25 protein-coding genes are annotated in these 20,644 nt (G+C 37.0%); all 25 read right to left on the bottom strand.

From position 1 onward, the window contains the following. Positions 1-7: 7 nt before the first annotated feature. Positions 8-559, bottom strand: coding sequence for a hypothetical protein (locus CD126_RS10120; protein ID WP_103370436.1), 552 nt, complete (start codon positions 557-559; stop codon positions 8-10). Between the two features lie 6 nt (positions 560-565). Further along, positions 566-3,097, bottom strand: coding sequence for a phage tail tip lysozyme (locus CD126_RS12175; RefSeq protein WP_169931273.1), 2,532 nt, complete (start codon positions 3,095-3,097; stop codon positions 566-568). Between the two features lie 9 nt (positions 3,098-3,106). Next, positions 3,107-3,937, bottom strand: coding sequence for a distal tail protein Dit (locus CD126_RS10105; protein ID WP_103370435.1), 831 nt, complete (start codon positions 3,935-3,937; stop codon positions 3,107-3,109). A gap of 2 nt (positions 3,938-3,939) precedes the next feature. Continuing rightward, positions 3,940-8,577 (bottom strand): peptidoglycan DD-metalloendopeptidase family protein, encoded by a 4,638-nt coding sequence (locus CD126_RS10100; RefSeq protein WP_103370434.1) that lies wholly within the window; start codon positions 8,575-8,577, stop codon positions 3,940-3,942. Between the two features lie 28 nt (positions 8,578-8,605). Continuing rightward, a complete protein-coding gene (gene gpGT / locus CD126_RS12170; protein ID WP_160313438.1) occupies positions 8,606-8,758 on the bottom strand; it encodes a phage tail assembly chaperone GT in 153 nt (50 codons plus the stop codon). A 32-nt stretch (positions 8,759-8,790) separates the two neighbouring features. Then, positions 8,791-9,153, bottom strand: a complete 363-nt coding sequence (gpG, locus tag CD126_RS10095) for a phage tail assembly chaperone G (protein ID WP_103370433.1) — start codon at positions 9,151-9,153, stop codon at positions 8,791-8,793. 69 nt (positions 9,154-9,222) lie between these two features. Next, positions 9,223-9,702 carry an Ig-like domain-containing protein gene (locus CD126_RS10090; RefSeq protein WP_103370432.1) on the bottom strand — a complete coding sequence of 160 codons (480 nt, stop codon included), beginning with the start codon at positions 9,700-9,702 and terminating at the stop codon, positions 9,223-9,225. Between the two features lie 88 nt (positions 9,703-9,790). Beyond that, positions 9,791-10,420: a major tail protein gene (locus CD126_RS10085; protein ID WP_049408508.1), complete on the bottom strand. Its 630-nt coding sequence runs from the start codon at positions 10,418-10,420 to the stop codon at positions 9,791-9,793. Positions 10,421-10,432: 12 nt separating this feature from the next. After that, a complete protein-coding gene (locus CD126_RS10080) occupies positions 10,433-10,837 on the bottom strand; it encodes a hypothetical protein (RefSeq protein WP_103370431.1) in 405 nt (134 codons plus the stop codon). A gap of 4 nt (positions 10,838-10,841) precedes the next feature. Beyond that, entirely contained in the window at positions 10,842-11,246 is a 405-nt protein-coding gene (locus CD126_RS10075; RefSeq protein ID WP_169931270.1) for a hypothetical protein, read from the bottom strand. Beyond that, positions 11,243-11,572 (bottom strand): hypothetical protein, encoded by a 330-nt coding sequence (locus CD126_RS10070; protein ID WP_049408503.1) that lies wholly within the window; start codon positions 11,570-11,572, stop codon positions 11,243-11,245. The genes CD126_RS10075 and CD126_RS10070 overlap by 4 nt, the downstream gene beginning before the upstream one ends. Next, on the bottom strand, positions 11,559-11,891 hold the full coding sequence (locus CD126_RS10065) for a head-tail connector protein (RefSeq protein ID WP_103370430.1): 333 nt from the start codon (positions 11,889-11,891) through the stop codon (positions 11,559-11,561). The genes CD126_RS10070 and CD126_RS10065 overlap by 14 nt, the downstream gene beginning before the upstream one ends. Positions 11,892-11,962: 71 nt before the next feature. Further along, entirely contained in the window at positions 11,963-13,303 is a 1,341-nt protein-coding gene (locus tag CD126_RS10060; RefSeq protein ID WP_103370429.1) for a phage major capsid protein, read from the bottom strand. Between the two features lie 40 nt (positions 13,304-13,343). Next, positions 13,344-13,898: an HK97 family phage prohead protease gene (locus tag CD126_RS10055; protein ID WP_103370428.1), complete on the bottom strand. Its 555-nt coding sequence runs from the start codon at positions 13,896-13,898 to the stop codon at positions 13,344-13,346. Beyond that, on the bottom strand, positions 13,891-15,123 hold the full coding sequence (locus CD126_RS10050; protein WP_049408495.1) for a phage portal protein: 1,233 nt from the start codon (positions 15,121-15,123) through the stop codon (positions 13,891-13,893). The genes CD126_RS10055 and CD126_RS10050 overlap by 8 nt, the downstream gene beginning before the upstream one ends. Continuing rightward, entirely contained in the window at positions 15,123-15,314 is a 192-nt protein-coding gene (locus CD126_RS10045) for a hypothetical protein (RefSeq protein WP_049408493.1), read from the bottom strand. Before CD126_RS10045 ends, CD126_RS10050 begins: the two co-directional genes overlap by 1 nt. 13 nt (positions 15,315-15,327) lie before the next feature. Continuing rightward, positions 15,328-17,082, bottom strand: a complete 1,755-nt coding sequence (locus tag CD126_RS10040; RefSeq protein WP_049408491.1) for a terminase large subunit — start codon at positions 17,080-17,082, stop codon at positions 15,328-15,330. Then, the gene (locus CD126_RS10035) at positions 17,075-17,545 is read right to left on the bottom strand and encodes a phage terminase small subunit P27 family (RefSeq protein ID WP_049408490.1); all 471 of its coding nucleotides are present in this window, start codon (positions 17,543-17,545) and stop codon (positions 17,075-17,077) included. Before CD126_RS10035 ends, CD126_RS10040 begins: the two co-directional genes overlap by 8 nt. A 148-nt stretch (positions 17,546-17,693) precedes the next feature. Next, on the bottom strand, positions 17,694-18,044 hold the full coding sequence (locus CD126_RS10030) for an HNH endonuclease (protein ID WP_049408488.1): 351 nt from the start codon (positions 18,042-18,044) through the stop codon (positions 17,694-17,696). A gap of 557 nt (positions 18,045-18,601) precedes the next feature. Beyond that, the gene (locus CD126_RS10025) at positions 18,602-19,045 is read right to left on the bottom strand and encodes a DUF722 domain-containing protein (RefSeq protein ID WP_103370427.1); all 444 of its coding nucleotides are present in this window, start codon (positions 19,043-19,045) and stop codon (positions 18,602-18,604) included. A gap of 197 nt (positions 19,046-19,242) precedes the next feature. Beyond that, a complete protein-coding gene (rinB, locus tag CD126_RS10020) occupies positions 19,243-19,464 on the bottom strand; it encodes a transcriptional activator RinB (protein WP_142381367.1) in 222 nt (73 codons plus the stop codon). Continuing rightward, positions 19,403-19,594 (bottom strand): DUF1381 domain-containing protein, encoded by a 192-nt coding sequence (locus CD126_RS12550; protein ID WP_103370425.1) that lies wholly within the window; start codon positions 19,592-19,594, stop codon positions 19,403-19,405. The genes rinB and CD126_RS12550 overlap by 62 nt, the downstream gene beginning before the upstream one ends. Positions 19,595-19,630: 36 nt before the next feature. After that, on the bottom strand, positions 19,631-20,053 hold the full coding sequence (gene dut / locus CD126_RS10010) for a dUTP diphosphatase (RefSeq protein ID WP_103370424.1): 423 nt from the start codon (positions 20,051-20,053) through the stop codon (positions 19,631-19,633). Then, positions 20,054-20,299, bottom strand: a complete 246-nt coding sequence (locus CD126_RS10005) for a hypothetical protein (RefSeq protein ID WP_103370423.1) — start codon at positions 20,297-20,299, stop codon at positions 20,054-20,056. A gap of 30 nt (positions 20,300-20,329) precedes the next feature. Then, positions 20,330-20,644: hypothetical protein (locus CD126_RS12165; RefSeq protein ID WP_103370422.1), on the bottom strand; the 315-nt coding region annotated here is incomplete at its 5' end.

Raw genomic sequence — 20,644 nt, 5'->3', positions numbered from 1 at the left:
ACCCTTTCTATTCTATCCAAGTGAATTGTTGATATAACCAAATATCTTTTTGTGGCTTATTTTTATCGGTACCTGCTAAATAAACACTAATGCCTCCTGACTTATTGACAGATACTCTGATAGGAGAGCTGTTGCCATCAGTTGTTGCATAAAAGTTTTGGTTTACTGTAATAAAACCAGTTGGCATTTGTGCGATTTGAATGTTATGGGGAACATTCTCGATATTTAAACGTATCGACTTCATATGAATTGTTCCAAACCTTATTTCTCTGATAGCAGTGTCGAAACCGTTCGCGCCACCTTTAGTATTCTTTTTTATACTTGGTAAAAACGGAACATCTACCCAACCTGTATCGCCGACTACAGTGTCTTTAAATTTCATCAACTCATCAATGTTAGAATCAACTTTTTTGGAATTGTTTTGAACATTTCCGATGTCCTTTTGTAGTGACGCAATACTGTTTTCTAAATCGTCTAAATCAATACCTTGCACTGCACTTTTATGTGTCGCTGCATAGTATTTTTCTTGGCCTTCGTCTAAGGCATATTTAATCTCCAAAGACTATCACTCCTCATCTATTAGTACACTGCCGATGGAATCAGAAGCTACTCTAGTAATAACTGGTGTCGGATCTTTAGGCGTGTTGTTATTTAATCTATTCATTCGTTTAATATTGCGTGTAATTTGTTGTTGCATTTTGATAAAGTCACTAGATGAATTAGTAAACTCAATTTCCATGCTTTTATGGACGAATGGATGAGAAACTGACATCTTAATCACTTTTAAATCAGTATTGAAATTGAGTGGTTTGTGAACGAATCTAACTTTGCTATTTTCTTCGTAGTCATTAAAGCCTAAATAGTTAGTCGAAACTTCAACAACAGGTTCATCATTCAATGTCTCTTTAAGTTTGCTTTTAAGCTCTTTTTTATCTGTAATCTTGTCATCAAATAATGTACTTGCTTCTTTGTGTCCAAATTCTTTGTAGTTAGGTGATTTATACTCGGCAAATGTATGATAAATATCGTCGCCCTCTAATTTAGCGGTAAGATTTAAAACTGTTGATTTTTCAGTGCCTACATACATTCTTGGATTAGATTTTTTATAATCAACACCTTTAATACCGCCTTTAAAGATTGCTTTAAATGTATGGTCGCCTTTTTCTAAATTAGATGCTAAAATGATTTTTTCAGTTTCGGAGTTTTTACTGTAGCACTCATAATCATCAATATGTTTGTCGTCTACATATACCGACATCACACCGCCTTTAGACATCTTTTTAAGTGTCCATTCAAGCGTTTCTTTCCCCCACTTACACGTAAACGTTTTACTAAATGAGGCGTTAGTTTCTTCGGTATACCAAGTACCTTCTTTCGTAAACTTACCACTGTAACTAAGTTCTTTAGGTTTGATAGGATTGTAGTTTTTAGTTTCTGCCTTTGTTTTCTTCTTACCGTAGCCTTGAATGTATGTTTTTAGCTCTGTTGTTTTAGTCGTTACATTGATTTCATCGTTGTTGTACTTATAGATGATAGGATTATCAGATTGCTTGTAATAACTTGCTTCATCATAGATGTATATTGTTTTGTTATCAGCAAAGTAAATATAATCAAACATATCTACACCATCTATTAGGTACTCAAGTCCGTTTTTACCACCTAATTCATTAATAGGAATACGTTTGTTGAAGTCTCCAATGATTCTGAAGTCAAAACCGATTTTATTATCTGCAAAACCGTATTTTAGATATTCATATAAAGAATAAGTAGGTATCTCTTTTCCATTATCATCTGTATCTTCACTTGGTGTTTCTGAACTTGGACCTTCAGTAGCATCGTCTTTACTAATGTTTTGTGCGTTACTTTCTAACCACGGAATAGGGTCGAATGCTACACCGTTTTGTCTCATTTCGTAATGCAAATGAGGTCCTGTACTCTGACCCGTGTTACCAGATTCACCTAAATAGTCACCGGGAACGACATTTTTAGTGCCAGTCCATGCGAGTTTACTCATGTGTCCATAAATAACTTCTAAACCTTTTCCGTTGTTAATCCATACGTGATCACCAAAGCCATTACCGTTATTAGGTATCGCCGTCGCTTTACCTGTCACAGTAGAATACAAAGGCTCATAAACATAGTTAAGGTCAACACCAAAGTGTTTACCACCAAAAGGATAGTAAGGATTAGAACCTGTTGGGTCAAACGGATAATTGACGCCTTTAGATAAATCAATCCAACTGCCGTCAAACTCTACAGAGCCACCACCGTTAGCAGTATATTTATTTAAATATTCTTTGGCGTAATCAACGCGTCGTTGTTCCATTACAGGTGTATCTGCACTACGCTCGAAAAAGCGATGAAAATTTAGAGCCGCTTCAGTAACGTTTTTAGATGACTTTAATTTCTTATAAGCGTTACTTTCCGTTGTCTGTAATTCTTTCCAAGCAAAATCAAATTGTAATTGTGCATCTGTCCATGATTTTCTATGTTGGTCTGCGTATTGGTATAAATTGAATTTACGGTCATCCCATTGGAATAGCCCTTTACCACCTAAATTACGATTACCAACAACTTGTTCTGCCGCAGGGTTCATAGCAGATTCTGCTTCAGCATTACCTAACATACCTGCAACTTGGTAAGGTGTTAATCCTTTTTTAATAAAGTAATTCCAAAGTTGGTCAGAAACACTATTACCTTTGACGGTAAGACCTCCACCTGTTGTTGATTTGTTTTTATTCTCAAGTGTTTTCGAAGATTCGTCACTTGTATCTATATCTTCATCTGTGAGTTTTTTAGGCACGTAATGATCTTGAAATTCCATAAAAACATGTTTAGCTTCTACTTCGTTGATGATATTTGCGCCGTTATAGTGAATAGATGTCGATTTGATAACATATTCTTGACCTTTCCACTCTAATATAGCTTCATTCAGTAAATTATCGAATATATCTTCATTTATCGTCGTTTTATACGCGGTAAGTGAAATAGAACGTTCATTATTACGCTCATACTCATATTTAAAAGAATCATAGTCATAATCAACTAGAGTTTCGGCAAATGTACCCTTTTTATTTTTTAAAACTAAGTCTTTCAATATGTCCACCTACCTATAAATAAAGTTGAATATCCATTCGGTTTGTACTTTTCTTAAATGTTCTCCAGTAATCACGATTTGGTTATATCCAGGCGCTAATGTTATCCATTCGTAGTTTGTGTACTTGCCCACACGTTGTTTTCTGTCTAAAAACGGATGCACGCCATTAATCACTAGCTCATTAGCATAATTTAAAGGTTCTTTGTACTCAAAAACGTCACCTGTCGTCTTATTCGTTATCTTTAATCCTTTAGGTGCCGTAGCATGTATGATGAGTTTGAAGTTATGACGCATGATTGGATTAACTGTGTCGCTTGAACCATTGAAGATTCTAAAAGCAGTATGATCGTGTGCATAATGGACGTCAGACGTTGCTAACGTACCTGATTCGAATTGCCAACGCCCGTTATCTAAACTAAATTTACTTGTGTCATCAAGTGATTCTGAATAGCCTTTATATACAACAAAATCTACTTTGAAAGTTGCAAACGAATTCGTTAAATCTTCATTTTCATTGCTCTCACAATAAACGGCGTATTTCTTACCTGGCATATCCGAATGCCAAACATAAAATGGTTCACGTCTAAACAACAACGCTCTTAATCTTTGTTTTAAAAGCCGTAAATCTTTCTTATCTTCGCCTTTAAAAGAAAAGTTTAATATCAAATGAAAAGGACCGAACGTTGTCGGTCCTAGTAGCACTCCGTCAGTGCCTTTGATTTCTAATGTGTTTGTCTGTACTTCTACACCTTCTTCTATGAAGTCTAAAAACTTTAAATTAGGTATATCAGTTAGAGTTTCGTTTAAATTCTCGTTAAATAACTTGACTTCTTTATCCAATTTTAGAAAGCACCTCCTAGGTTATACGCCATCATTTCAGCACGTTTACCTTGTGCTTTACTTATATCTTGCTCGCTCACGCCTGTAGGTTTCTGCTCTAAACGTTGGTTACTAGCTACAAGTTGTGTCAGTAGTTCAACTTGCCTTTGTGTAGCTTCTAACTGCCTAGCCATAACATTCATCATTTCGTTGTCGTTATTGTTACTAGTAGAAGGTGTGCGCATTTGATTAGGGCGTTTATTTTTCTTGTTGCCCTCTATTCTTTGTGATGCGATAGCGAGCAATTTCATAGCGTCAGATTGTCTACTTGGGTCTGTAGGTATTAAAAACTCTGGATGACCATCTTCAGCTAAATTATATAAACCAGATGAATTGATTAATCCACCAGTGGCATATCCATGTCCCTTACCGACAACGCTTAACATGCCACCCTTACCATATCTAGCTTTAGCGTATCTCATACCAGCGATAAGGTTATCCAAACCATTCCATATGTTTCCGTGACCTTTAGCTTTATAAGCGTTAAAAGTACCAGGCTTGACTTGTACAAGACCTTTTGCTCGACCATCAGCTAATCCATCAGTGCCACCTAAAGCTTTAGGATTGCCACCTGATTCTGTTTGGATTTGTTTAGCCCAAGCATTAACGTAAGCTTTAGAAGTAGGTAATCCAGCTATTTTAAGCGCTTTTTTAATATCGCCATTCCATTTACCTGACTTACCACCGCCGCCATCATTAGCTTTTAACCATTTCAATGGGTCAATCGGCTTTCCATTTTTCTGAACTTCAAAGTGTAAGTGAGGACCAGAAGAGCGACCAGAGTTACCAGATACACCTAAATAGTCGCCTGGTTTTACATTTTTACTCCCACTGAATGCGTGTTTGCTCATGTGACCGTAGATAACTTTCGTGTTGCCTTTAACAATATCAACCATGTTACCGAAACCGCCGTTCCAACCTTTACGAGCTGTGGCTTTACCAGCTAGAACCGAATATAGTTTGTCATAAACATAGTTGATGTCTACACCCATATGAGGACCTGCAAAAGGATAACCTGGCGCTCTGCCGTTAGGGCTGAATGGGAAGTTAATACCTTTAGAAAGGTCTATATATCCCCCATCACCTTCTGCAGCATCTGCCATCCATGATGTAAATGTGTCTATAGCAGCCTTTTTAAGTTTTCCGAACATACCTTTCATCATGCTATAAGGTAGCTCTGCTGCTTTTTTAATACCAAAACCATCAAGGTTTAATCCGACACCTTCAAGGACTTTGTCGAGTAATTTTCCTGGTTTTTCAATCCAGTCCATTACATCGCCAATTTTATCTTCCATCCATTTTTTACCTTTAGCAGCCATTTCAAGCGATTTATTAACAACAGCTTTACCGCCTTCTACAACTTTCCCTGTCGCTGCCTTTGTTCCAGCTTTTGTACCTTCCCAAACATCACCAAAGATGTTATCGCCTTTCTTTTTCTTCTTAGGTTTTTTATTAGATAAAGTACCACTAGCAAACTTAGGCAATGTACCATTAGCAAACGCTGGACTATTGCTTAACATTGAATGAGTTTGAGCACCATTCATAACTGATGAGCCTTTAGGTAAAAATGCTGTTGTATCTCTGTTAGGTGTGAGCGCCATTTTACCGTTAGGATATTTAATAGCTTCATGTCTGAAGCCACCAGGTCCATTTCCGCGTCCTTTATCTCCTACAGTGGCGAATGTATCACGGTTTACTTTACCATTTGTTACTATATTTTGTGTATGAGTGGACTCTGTACCAGTGTGTAATTCAACTTTAGGTAAGTCTTTCATACCGAGTTTTTTACCAACCCAGTTTACACCTTTGATTAATCCGTTTAATCCTTTTTCTACTCCACTGATCATGCCTTTGAAGAAACCTTTGATTTTTCCTGTAACTGATTTGATGACGTTACCCATTTTGTCCATGACACCAGTTACTTTATTTTTCATTGCGGTAACTAGGCTGATCGTGCCGCTTTTAATACCTTTCCATTTCTTACTCATGAAACTGCCGACGGAATTCATCGTTTTGTGTGTTCCTTTAGACAAAGAACCCCAAGCGCCTTTGACACCAGACCACGTGCCTTTAGCTTTTTTTACTGTGTTAGATTTGATGCTCGACCACTTAGAACTCATGAAACTACCTACTGCCTTGAATGTTTTCGTAGTGCCTTTTTTAAGGTTGTTCCATGCATTTTTAACGCCGGACCATAAAGCTTTAGCTCGTTTTACGACGCTATTTTTAATGTTGGTCCATACTTTCAGCGCAAAGTTTTTAACCGCATTGAATATCGCAGTTGCACCTTTTTTAAGCGCGTTGAATGCAGCTTTAACTCCATTCCAAAGTCCTTTAGCTCGTTTTATAACACCGTTTTTAATAGCATTCCAAACTTTAATAGAGAAATTCTTAACAGCGTTAAATATAGTGGTTACGGTATTTTTTATTCCTTTGAATATATTAACAATGCCATTTCTTAACCCTCTGACAATGTTGAGTATACCGTTTTTAATAGCATTCCAAACTTTGATAGAGAAAGATTTGATAGCATTGAATACAGCCAATACAATTCTTTTCACTAAATTAAAATTGGCTCTGACTTGCGCTACATAGGCTTTAATTATTGCGATTACGCCATTTTTAAGTAACGCCCATATTTTAATAGCTGCAGCTTTCATTCCGTTCCATAAAGCAGATAATACGTTTTTTAATGCTTGTATAGGATGTTGAACAGCAAATTTAATGGCATTCCATATTGTCACAGCACTTGTTTTAATGCCATTCCATATAGCAATTGCGGAATTTTTAATGGCGTTCCAAATATTAATGATGTAAGGTTTGATAAATCCGAAAACAGATATTGCAGCGTTTTTAATTGCATTCCATGCAGTTATTACAGCATTTCTGAATGTGCTATTTGTTTTCCAAAGGTAAATGATAACACCTACTAGCGCAGTGATCACAGTGATAACAATTCCTATTGGTCCGGTCATAAATTTAATCGCTAGACCTAACCCTTTTGTGGCTAATGCCGCTGCTTTAGTTACACCAGTCCAAACAGTCATAGCCGCCGCTGCAATTTTAGATTTAATTGACTGTATTGTTTGAGAAGTAGATAATGCGGCCATCGCATACCTATATCCATTCGCTATACCGCGAGCGGTAGCAGTAACACCATTCCATACAGCTTGCGATGCAGCCGATATCTTAGCTGCAGCATTATGTTTAATAAAGAATTTTATTAAACCAGATATTCCACTAAACATACCACCAATAGTACTAGCCATCTTGCCGAATATAGTTAAAACTGGTCCCATCGTTACTAATGTGATGCCTAGCCATTTAACAATGCCGCCTAACGTTTTTTGAGTGGATCCATCTAAACTTTGCCACCATTTTATGATTGACTGTATACCACCAGCTATTTTAGAAAAGGCGTTGCCTAATTGCTCGCCAGTATCTTTAGCCCATTTTTGAGCCGAGGGTGATTGGAGTAATTTCTCAAATTCTCTCAAACCGTCTTTAGACTGTTCGAACACACCGCTTAATAGGTTTTCACCTAATATACCTATATAAGCTTTTGTGTTTTGAACCATACCTTTCCACGATTTAGCATACGATTTGGCCATGCCACCAGCAAAGTCATCCATAACAGTCATGAAATCTTCAGATGTTACTTTACCTTCTGTAACCATTTTTCTGAATTCTTCTTGTGATACACCTAAGTGTTTAGACATAGCCATTGCAAATCCTGGCATACCTTCTTCAATCATATTCAACTCTTCTGTCATGAGTTTCCCTTGACCTTGAACACGGTTGAAAATCATTGCCATATCTCCAACTGGTCTGTTAGCACCAACTGCAGCATCACCGACTAATTTGATATAATGTTGTAAGTCTTTGCCTTCTTTTACACCTGCTGCCAATGCACCAGCTGCGATGTCAGTACCTTCTGCCATTGTAGTCATGCCGCCTTCGATAGCTTTCGCTACTTGGTCGGTAATCGAACCAACTTCTTTAGTTGAATAACCTAGTCCTTCGAGTTTAGCTTTAGCGCTATCTAAGCCGACAAGTCTATCAAAACCTAGTTTAGCTGTAATACCAGCCATAGCAGTTCCAGCAGCTAATGCTGGTTTAGTAATTTTACTTGACAGTGAACTGCCTACATCTTGTGCTTTTTGCCCTACACCTTGCATGCTACTTCCTATTTTTTTAAACGAATTGCTTAGCCGACCAGCCATAGAAAAGTTTTCTTTATAATACTTATTTAAACGACCATATTCGTCTTTCATAGCATTTATAGCGTTAGCTTGTTTGTTATACTCTGTTTGCAATCTAACAGCTTTAGCACTGTTTGCGCCTTGTGATTGTGCTACTTCTTTATATTGCTTTTCTAGTTCATCTAAATTTGATGTACCAACTTTAATAGCTCTGTCGAGATCATTCATTCTTTCTTTATAAGAAGACGCACTCTTTTCACCATATTTAAAGTTATTGCTAGATAATTTCAAACTAGAGTTCAAAGCCCTAAACTCACGCTTAATGGCAGCTAGCGTTTTACTAACTCCCATGTCACGCATGGAAAGGTCAATCTGCAACCCTTTTATTCTTTCTGCCATCACTCCACCTCCTTGCTTGTAAGATGTATTACATAAATGCGTCGATCATACTGTTAGTCTTCTTGACGTTTTTCTGATTGCTTTCGTCAACTAACTCCATGAAGAAAGCAAAAGGCATGTCTAAAATATCGTTAATATCCTTCCCACCTTCTTTCATCATTTGCAGCATGAGTTTCTTCATGTTTTCTTTATGTTCCTTGTATGAAATGGATTTTAGATGATTCGCGCTAGTTCCTTTTTTCTTTCTTCGTCCATTTGTCCCTGTGCGATAAATTCGATTTGACCTTGTAATTCTTCTACTGCATCGGGTGCATGTAATCTGTCTAGTAAGTCATCTTTAGTGAATTGGTTGTTGTAGATGTCTACGACCATATCTAACATTTGGTCAATGTTTTCTTGTGCGGAAGTATTTTCATCTGATGCGCCATCCATTAAATCCGCAGCATCATAGATTTTACGGAATGGAATTTGAGTTGGAGTAATGAATGTATCGTATTTTGCATTGCCTTCTGAATCTGTTACTGCGTTACCTTTTTTGTCTACTTGTACTAATTTAATAAAATTACGTTTAGCCATTTATAATTTCTCCTTTAATTTTGGTTTTTATTTGCAAATAAAAAGAGGGCATATAGCCCTCAAGTAGAATTATTCTTGTGATTCGTCTGAATCATTTTGTGGTTGATTAACCGTTACTTTAGTTGTTGCTTTTTTATTACCATCTTCAGTAGTGACAGTAATGTTAGCTTGTCCAGGTGCTACGCCAGTAACGTGTCCATTTTGATTTACGGTTGCTACATCTTCGTTTGATGAAGCTAAACTAATAGATTTATTTGTAGCCGTAGACGGCGTTACTGTTGCTTTTAATACACCTTCTTCGCCAACATTAAGTGACATTGTTGTCGGTTCGACTGTCACGCCACTTACTGCGATAGGTTTCGTTTTAAAACCAGGAACTTTCACTTTTTCAGACTCGCCGTTTTCATTTTTACGAGTGACTGTATATGTTCCTGCTTTATAACTTGTATTGGCATTTAAGCCATCGATAGTGACTATTGCTTGTCCGTCTGTGTACTCTGCACTTTTGACAAGCTCATCACCTTTATACACATTAAGTGTTTCTGCCATTCGTACTCACCTCGTTTCATTTTGCCCCTATTCTGCTGAAATAGTCGCAGATGAATCATCTGTTTCTACTTCAACATTTTGGGGATTGTTAGGGCGTTTCTGTTTCTTCTGCATTATCGTCAGAAGTATTTTCTGAATCATCTTCTGCTTTACCATCAAAGATTGCAGACCAAATAGCATCCTTCATAACAGATGTGCCTTTAGCATCGTGACCTAATAACATAGCTTTTTCTTCTTCAAAGCCTTTAACTGGTGCTTGCATAAATTCTGCAGTAGTAGAGTCAGAACTGAATTCTACACCATCTTCTTTTGTATTACCTTCTAATTCAGGGAATGTGAATAATCCTTTAGGTAGTCCAACGTATTCACGTGAACCATCTTCCATAGTTTTAGCGAACATAACAGCTACATATGGAGGCGTATCGTTACCAACTGATACAATGCCATCTTCTGATTTTTCTAAGCCAAATAACGCCACTCTGTCCTCTAATGGTAGTTTGTGGAAACCAGCTTCTACTTCGATTGTTCCGTTAGCCACTGCCATTTCTGCTACTTGGTTATCACCGTATGCTTTTTCAATGTCTTGGTCCTTAGATACTGAAATTTCTTGCAAATATTTAATACGTTCTGGGTCTGTGACAGCTTGTACATCTTCGCCATGTACTTTGTAATAAAACTCTGTTAATCCTGTAAATGAACGGTAGCTTTTCTCTGCCATATTAAAACACTCCTATAAATTAAAATATTGTTTACCTTCAAACCGTTTAGCTTGTCGGTAGATATTGAATTCCTTGATATATTCGGGTTTCATGGAAGATGCTTCACCAAATCCCAATACTTCCCACATCATTCTTTGCAATAAAAAAACGAGCCTATCTGATAGAACTCGACCGTTTACGCCTTGCTTTTGTTTTACAAATACATCTATTTGATAAAAGTATTCGTAGGTGAGATTATCATTGTCGCCGAAATCAGAAGGTTTAGGTGTGTCTAATGGATCTATAACAATCACTGCATCTTTGATTTCTTGTGCGTTGGGATAATCGAAGAACTTTATATTGTTCTTAGGAACATACTCCATAATTTCTTTGTTATCTATAATCGCTTGGTATATCTTCATTGTGATGTCGTCCAATAAGTTACACCCTCCTTTTCACTTCGTCTTTAAGAATATCGAAATACTTACCTTCGTTATTCCTAATTGTATTTTCAATAACACCTTTGCCTCGTGTATTGACCCATTTACCTGCACGGTCATAGTGTCCGTATTCATTAAGATGGATAATACGGTATCTTTCAGTAGCGCCTTGCCAATTTATTTTTGCATTTGTAAAACCTACATCGTTATTCGGGCCATATAAATTAGTTTCATAAACTGATAAACCTGTATCAGAAAAAGAGGACATTTCAGACTTTAGTCTCTTAACCATGAAGTCCCCACCTTTTTTTACAGCTTTTTTTCTAGTGTTTATTTGTGCCGATGTTCCGTAAAGTTTATCTAGTTCCCTTAAAACATCATTCATGCCATTAACTTTTAAACTCATTGCTCTTCACCTACAACTTTGACGTAACCTTTTGTTTTCGCAGGCGACACATTTTTGATATTAAAAAACAACCCTGCATACATACCGTTATGAACTTCAAATATTTGGTTCACAGTCGGTACAAATTGAGGTTGTGCATCTCTAATATTTAATGTGACGGAGCGTTTACTCACTTCTAAATTGTTGAGTTGTACGTCTTTTTGTGTTGGCTCATACATATCTGCAAAGCAACTGTAGACGTTTTGCAACTCGCCCATGCCCGCTTCTGGTCCCTCATCTAAATCTGTGTAGAAACTAATACGATAATCTAAACTATTCAGATTCAAGTAATCGTCTCCGTTTCCATTTAACTAAATCTGTTCTTAACGTTTGAATAAGTGACATAGATGAGGCGGGTACGTCATATGATTGTTCATTACTCGTGATTGAACGATTATCGTTGTGTTGCGCGACAATATTTAACACTGCTAAATTAAATAACGCATTATCTTCGAAAAATGCTTGGTCTTCATCTGCTAACGATACGGCAGCCTTAACTTCATTGATCGCACTGGGTACATAGACGTTCATGATTAAGTCATCATCGAAGTCATGGTCTACACGTATCGCTTTCTTAACAGAATCTTTGTCGTTAATATCAAACAACTAATCACCCCTATTCTGCCGTAATAGATACAGACTTAGCGTTTGCATTAACTACGACATTTTGGGGCGTGTTAGGGCGTTTCAGTAGCCGCATCGTCTTCGAATGTTACGAAATAGCCTGCGTTAGCGTCGGCTTGTTTAACGTCGAAACGGAATGCGCCCATAAGGTATTTACCGTAAATGTCGTTGTCAATCCATTGAACTGAAATGTCTGTGCGGTCTGCGAATAATACGGCACGTTCTAAGTCACCAACAAAGGCAACTGCATCGCCGTTTTTACCTAATAAGTCATCACGTACTACTGTTACGTTCATACCTAATACAGTGTTGCCAGCAGTGTTGATAATGCTGTCTTGTAGTAAGTAACGTCCATTGCCATCTTTAAGTGTGTCTAGTTTTTGATAGAAGCTTTGAGTACAAACAATACGACGGTTGTATCCAGGATCTAATTGAACGTTAGTGATTGCTTTTAAGTCATCAACATCAGAAACAGTAGTAGGGTTGAATTGTTTTAATACGTCACCAATTTTTTCGTTGAGTGTATTCACTTTTTGTTCTTGGATGTTATCTTGAACGATTTGAGTTAAGTTAGCGATTGAATCGTCAAGCGCTTCTTGAGAAATCGGAATAGCACCACGATAAGTCGCTACTTCCCACGCAACCGTTTCGAACTTAGGCTTTGCAAGTTCAGGGTTCTTTTCGAGTTCTTCAACAGTGTGGAATTTATCATCTGCACGTTTTAAGATTGGATATTTACCACTTGCAGTTGAAACAGATGTTTTAGTAACAAGTTCAGATAAATCTTGTACTGTTTTAACTTCCTTTTCTGGAATGTACTTGATTTCTTCTGGAATCGTTACACCAACGTCATCTGATTTAACGTTGTCACGTTTAGCTCCTTTTGATTTCATGTACTCTTCAAAACCTTGAATTTTAAGATCTTGTTCTGGGTTCTTTTGTAATTTTGCCATGCGTTTTCCTCCTTGTTTTTGTTTCTTTTTCTTCTCTTCTTCAAGCTCTTCTTCAGTCGGTTCTTCAACCTTTTCGATTGATTTGTCTTCATCAGATTCGCTTTCAGAAGCATCGTCAGAGTCTTTTTCTTCATCCTCTTTGACTTCTTTCGGTTGCTCCTGTTCAGGCGCATCCTTTACGTCTGATTCAGATTCAGTTGTGTCTTCAGATGTTGGTTTTTCTGGTTTATCTTCGGCCACGTCTGATTCCTCCTCATCTTGATTTGGTGCGATCTCATCGATTTCTTTAGAAAGAGACTCTAGTTCTTCCAAAGACTTTTTCTGTTCATCGATGTCTGCTTTGAGCTTGCGCGCAGTTTCTAAATCGCCTTTATTAACTGCGTCTTGTGCTTGGTTAATTAAGTCTTGAAGTTCTTTCTTCAAGTCGTTAAAGCCAGCCATTTAATCACTCCTTTTCTAAAATTAGGTATAAAAAATAGCCTTACGTGTCTAAACGAAGGCTGTCTAACTGTAATGAGATTTTCAGACTTTCCAATTCTTTAAAACGTTCTAAAGATTTGGTACGTTGACCAACTTCAACGGATGTATCTTTGTAAGCAGGGATAGTCACAATACTCACTTCAATGAGTTGGTCGATTTGATGAATGGTTTGCACGTATTCGCCGTCTTCATTCGACCACGTTCGTGCCGATTCATCATTAGGCAGTGTGTAGAAGAAACTGCACTGATTAACGTTACCTGCTTTAATGTTTTCGTAAATGTCACGGGCGTAACTTGTATTAGGCAAGTGACACTTAAAGTAAAGCCCTTTCTCATCTACTGTAAGCTCTAATGTCTCTGCTTGTGTACGACCGATGACGTAGTTGAAGTCGTGATTAATTAAACATTTCACATCGCTCACATCCACGCCATCTAACGCATCAGGCGAAACAATTTCTTTAAAACCACCTAAATCATCACTCATTGAGTTAAATAATATGGCATATCCCTCAATGACCATGTCTTGTTGTCCAGTGTCAACGTTACTGTTAGTCATTCTCATCACCCCCTTTAAGGGCGTCTATATCGCTATTTTGTTTGTTGATTTTAGCTTGTTGATAATCTTTAAGCGCAGACAATGGCGCACGGTTAAGGTCGACAAGTGGTTCGTCACCGTTATCGATCGGTTGGTAACCAAATGTGCTACGTGCTTCATCTGTTGAGATAATCCCTTTACTGTGCAATTCAGATATACGATTGAGTTGCAATTCTGGATCAATATCAATTAAGCGTGATGAATCGAATTCTAATTCATAATCACTACCAATTGTTTTGAATATCTTCGTCTCAAGCTCAGCAATCATCATCTTAAAGATTGGATCTAATGTACTTTGTAGATACTCTAAATTGGCTTGTGTGATTGATGTATTAACCGTTTCGATACCGAGTTTAGAAACAGGTAGACCGAACGCTTTAGCAACTTGTGATGTACTGAATTTGTAACTATTTAAGAAGTTCAAGACTTCTGTTGGAATTTGGAGTCGTGAAAATTCCATCGTGTCATCTAAAGCAACTAAACCACCATTATTTGCTAATTGACTTTCAGAAAAGTTCTTTTTAAGCTCTTTCAACTGTTCGGCGTTAATCTGACCTTTTTTATACTTGAGTACCGATGTCGATGTTCCACCATTATCAAAGAAATTACGTAAGAACGATTTACTTCCTTGCGATATACCAATCTCGTGCATGAGCGCATACAACGGACTGTAGCCTGTATATCCGTCTAACGTGATGTATCTGAAGTGTAGTATATCGTCGCCCGTTTTACGCTCTGTGTTGCCGTGAGCGTCTTCTGAGACGTTATACATCACTTCCCCGTTCACTTCTTCCAATCCTACCAAATCATTATGTAGGAAGTAGAAACTTGTAGGGAAACCATTTTTATCACGTACAATTTCAACAAACGACTGACCGTTCAAAAGCATATTAGCGATGATAATGAACTTAAAGTGCCAACCAGGCAACTGACCGTCTGGATTATCATTAAACAATTTAAGAATATCATCCATAACAACGTTCGATTCATGACCTTTAACTTTTAAACGTGTACTTGCAATATCAGCAGAGATGATACGTGTTGCCGTAAATACGTCACTGTTACGCAATGCATTAATACCTGTAAAACTTGCGTGCATCCCATGTTCTTGCCAATACAAGATACGTTCTAGGTCACGGTTCATTCGTTGTTCTTTTGTGTTAAAGCCTAAATCAAGTAATGGCATTATTTATCCCTCCTTTCCGCCGAAGAGTCATCGGTATAGAGTTGATTAAGTAAATAAGCGACACCCACCAATACGACACCGATAAAGATGAAAGCAACGGGCTTCCAGAAGATAAATAAGCCATAAAAAATACTCGCAATCCCTAATATAAATACGATAGCGAGCAACAAGGCGTATAGTATTTTGTTCACTTTATACACCTCCTTAAATAAACAGTGGCATGTTAACATCTGCATTCCATTCGTGTTCACACGCTTCTACATAAGCAAAAATTGTACTCATTAATGGATCTATCTTCTCACGATTCATTCGTTTTTCTATCATGATTGAGTCGTTTGTATCTTTAGCGACCGCATTCTTAATTGCTATATCTAGCAATGGATTGTAAGCATGTTTAATATCGCCATTGATTACGTTAAGTCTAAAGCTCATGTTTGGATTAGATAGTGTTTGCGGTCCTTGTCTTATTTCAATTAAGTCATAATATAAGTGCCATTCCCTACGTTCTATTTCTGCTAGAACACCATGTATAGCATAAGGGTCGTAACAGATTGCTTGTACTTCTAAATTGTGGCTTTGAACATAGTCATCAATGTAATCAAGCACTTGATCTGTGTTAATAATACCGCTTGATAAGTCTGTAATCGTGCAAAAGCCGTCATTAGCAAGTTGGCGATAATCGATATAGTCGCGCTCTATCTTCGCTTGTAAACCGCCTTTAGTACCAACGAATGAATGACTATCCACGTAGTATTGTTGGTTCTCTTCGTCCATATGGATGAATGATACGGCAGTTAAGTCATCGGCTCGTGATAAGTCAAGACCGATATAAACTTTAGTACCGTTAATATCAAAGTCAGTTTCATTCTTTTTCCAGTCGTTAAAGTCAAGGTAAGACTCTTCTGATGCTTGCAACCAGTAGTTAAAGTTCTTAACTAAGATTTTAAACATCGAGCTTTTCTCTGTACCTTCCTTAACACGTTTTTCAAGAAATGATTCAATCTGTTCACGTAAGTCATCCGACTCGTTTATTAACGGATTAGACTTCGCCCACATCTTTTTATCTTGCCATTCCTCTTCTGAATCTTGTTCAAAGATAATCGCTAGATACTCGTCGTCTCTATACTCTTCATGTAAGATTTTACGAGCGTACGGCAACTCATCGACATACATAGGCGCATTTAAGTTAAAACCTGCTGTTGAAATGATAAAGATAAGTGATTGAAGTAAGTTCCCTTGTCCAGATTCGATAAGCTCTAACATCTCATCGGTCTTTGCAGCATGATACTCATCAATAACAGCCATGAATGGTTCGAAACCGTCAACGCCGCCAGTATCACGAGATAATGGCATGATGTAAGACCCGTCTTTTAAGTTATTGATTTGTTCACGAACTTTCTTCACATCTTTCTTAACTTCGGGTACTCGTGTGGTAAATGACTGCAATTGTTTAGATACCATGTTAAACACGATGCTCGCTTGTTTCTTGTCATTCGCCGCACAATACATCTGACGCCCTTCTGTAGGCTCGTTATCGAATAGAAAGGCGTATAGCACTAAACCTGCAACCATAAGCGATTTACCCTGTTTACGTGCCATTGAGATGTAAGCCTTTCTAAAGCGCAAGTAATCATTTTCATTAAACCAACCACGCACCATAGAAATGATGAATTTCTGGAACAGCCCAAGTTTATGAACTTTACCTTTGGTGTCGGGTAATATCTCGATAAACTTAATTACTTTGTTGGCTCTCTTAGGCTTATAGACGTACGGGAAGGTCTCATCTGATGTAATCCTTTGAATGTCTTTTAAATGGCGTATACAGGCGTTCACAGTGTCCTTACAAGCGACGTATGTGCCAGATAAAACCATGACGCAGTATTTATAAGCATCATCTTTATATTTTTCTGGTATATCAAGCAGTTGTTCATACATATCAGGTATTTTTACGCTAGTCATCGGCATCAACTCCGAACTGGTCGTATACCGATTGTTTTTGTTCACTCTCTGACGGTACGACTAGACGCATACGACTATCAATCGTTAAACCTAGTTTGTTACAAACCGATTTAAGCTCTTTATGGCAATCCATATAAACCATATATGGACCTGAACGCACATTACGGTCAGGGTCGTAAGTACCTACTTCTTGCATTTGTTCATATGCTTTAGTTTGAATGCCTACAAGTTGGCAGTAGTTCTTAACTAGGGTTAAATCTAGGTTAGAAATCGGTAGTTGTTCAAGTAAAGGTACGATTCTTAACCACTCTTGCTGTCCGATGTCGTCTAAATCGTCGGGGATATCGGCTAATTCGATTGGATCATACGCATTTAAGCTATTTTCACGTTTAGCCGCTTCTTCTAATTCTGCTTTAGTACGATGCCCTTTCTTCGCAATGTTAAATTTGCTTGGTCTGCCCATTATAATCACCTCCATTACGTTTTTGGGATAAAATTTATTGGGAATTCGGTCGTAAAAAAGGCGGGCTCGTTAAAATCGTGTAAAAAGTAACCACCCGGTTTTTCTTCGCCCCGCAAAAAATATTTTCCAAAAATAAATTCTTAAAAAATTATTTGCTGTGAATTTTATTGTGGCAGCTAAAACACACCACCTCCAAATTATCCATATCCAGTCTTTTCGACCAATCCCGTTTCAATTCAACCTTATGGTGAACAATTAAATCTTTGTCATTTACAACACCATCAGCCAAGCACTGTTGACACAAGTAGTTATCACGTAATAACACTTGTTTACGTAGCTTACGCCACTGTGTGCTTTGGTAGAACGCTGTATAATCCCTGTTGTGCCTGTTGTACCTAACCTCTTGGTTATACCTTTTGGTATTGGCTTTCCTATACTCTTCCAACTCGCTTTGCTTATACTTTCTGTTTCCTAATCTTACTTTAGTTTCGAATTTCATTTTCAGTTTCAACTTCTTTCAAATCGAAAACAATTCAAACAATAAAATTAAAAAGATAAAAACAAAAAGACAAAACGAAATTCTAAAATAGAAAATCATTTTGTCTTTTCACATTTGCAAATCAATCATAAAACTTTATTTACTTTTATCATTTGAATTCTTCTAATCAAATCTTCTAATTAATTCTTAACTTGATAATCTCTTTTGAAATAACAAACAACTTCTAAATCAAACTGAACAATCAATCTGAAATAGAAGTTGTCATTAATACAGAAAGGAAATCATAGAATGAATCACTCAATACGAAACGATAATGTTGTCACATTCAGAGACGTTAACTTATCGATCGTAAGCTTAACCCTTTGGCTAGGTTCATAAGTGTGTACCTTAAACACTAGCCATCAATTGATATGGCTTACAATGAGGGGACTATCAAGTATGCCAAGGATTAATAGCGTATGCTTTAACATGTGTGCTATCAATCCCTTATAGGCAAAAGCCTATACTACCATAATAAGCTATTGACAAGGCGCACATCTACAAACCGAAAAGTGCGGTTAAAAATCTATCCACCCAATACGCTTAGCTGTTTCTTGCATAACATTGTTACGTATTCTAATGACCGCGTATCTACTAATAATTTTGTCATCTTTACGTTGCTTAGTTAACTCATGAGCGATGTCTTCCCATTCATAGATAAGTTCATCTTTACCCCAATATCTATACTCAATGATTGCCTTTTGTTCAGATGTAGCTTTGTTATAGACATCTTCTACGGCTTTAATGGTCGCTTGTAGATTGCGATACTTATCATCTTTATGCAACTTGATAACTTCATTTTCAACCGGACTGCTAGGAAGATTAGGTTTTCCTCCACCAATATTTGTATCCTGAGGTTGATATAAAAGTTCATATCTCCTGTATGCAAGTTGAACTTTCAACTCATCATATTTTCGAAAAAACTGTTCAAGCTTTGGAATATCTTCTTTTCCTAAGTTCATACGAATCCTCCGATATTTCATTGATTAATATGTTTTTCAATAGCATGACGTATATCTTTATCTGCAATCAACCGATTAAATATATAATGATGTCTATCAAGTTCATTACGCATTCTAATATTAGATAACAAGGTATATAATGCTACAAGCGCCATCACAATCGTTAATATTATCCACAAACTTATACACACCTTTCATTAAAGTAGTCCATCTTCTACATCATATTTCGTTTCGTTATCCATGATGTATCTATAAAGTTCGTTTAAGTCATCTTGATTGCTATCTGTAAACTCTTTCGGTGGTCGCTCTACATCATCGTTAGATTGCAAACGTACGATTAAATCTGTGACTACATGTTTAGTTAATTCGTACGTCACTATCATTCCTAATATTGTTAATGTTCTTTTTATTAAACCCATCTATATTCTTCATCTCACTTTCATTCTCTACTTCTACTAATTCAAACTCCTCATTCTCTCTAGTTTTAACCACGTCTTTGAATACTTCTCCAGTGTCATGAGTGATTGTTTTAATTAGATATTGTGTCACTTCCTTAGCACTTCCTTTATACGTTCTACTATGTCTTTATTCTCCTGTGCTTCCGTATGCTCCTCTGTTACTTTCATTTTCAAACTCCTTAACTTCTTTGGGTGTAGGATATACAACTGGTGCTACAACTAACTGAGCTAGTCTTTCACCTTTTTCTACTGTGATGTCTTCATCGCCTATATTGTCTGTGATGATACCTATTTCTTTATGATACGTTTTATCTATAGTTCCTAATGCTACACGTAACTTCGTTTTAAGTGATTTGCCCGATCTAGGTCTTACTTGTCCCTCATACCCATAAGGCAGATTAATTGCTATATCTGTTTTAACTGCCTTAGTTGTATGCGCTGGAATATTAACTGTTTCTGATACATATAAATCTAATCCACTATCTGTTGGGTTTGCTCTTTTCGGTGTAACTGCGTCTTTTGATAACTTTTTGAATTCTAATGTGTTCATTTATTCTTCCTCCTCCAAATCATCCACAAAGTGTACCAAGCTAATATATCGCCACTCTGACGGATTAGCCTCAGCTTTAACCCTAATGTGTTCAACTAACGCTTGATACATATGCTTATACTTTCTAAGTTCCTTTATATCGTTAATTAAGCTATCCCGCTCTTCTTTAAATTGATTACGTTGTTTTTTAACTTTCTTTAACCTTGCATCCATAACACTAACGTGAAATTGCGTTTCGCTATTCATAACTATCTCCCCACCAAATATTTAATCTACTCATTCCACCATCTCTCCATCTTTCCAAAGTAGTGTTAAGGAGTGATCATCGTTCAGGATATAGAACGCTTTAGATAATTCATCTTCCATTAGATTTATCGATTTGTTTTCATGATGATAAAAATTTTCTCTCTCAGCCACACGGGCACATTCAATAAGATGCGGAACAACAGTTTTCTCATTTATCTCTTTTTCAACTTCGACTGAAAATGTCTGTGATTTAGTTATAAAGTAACTTTTTAAATGGAATGCTCCATTGCCATCAAAATATACTTCATCAGCATAACGTTCCCCGCCATAAAAATATTTATTTTT

Origin of the sequence: Staphylococcus pettenkoferi, assembly GCF_002902685.1 — a bacterium.
GTDB lineage: Bacteria > Bacillota > Bacilli > Staphylococcales > Staphylococcaceae > Staphylococcus > Staphylococcus pettenkoferi.
The sequence above is the reverse complement of the archived record's forward strand: the minus strand, read 5'-3'. Positions and strand labels throughout refer to the sequence as shown.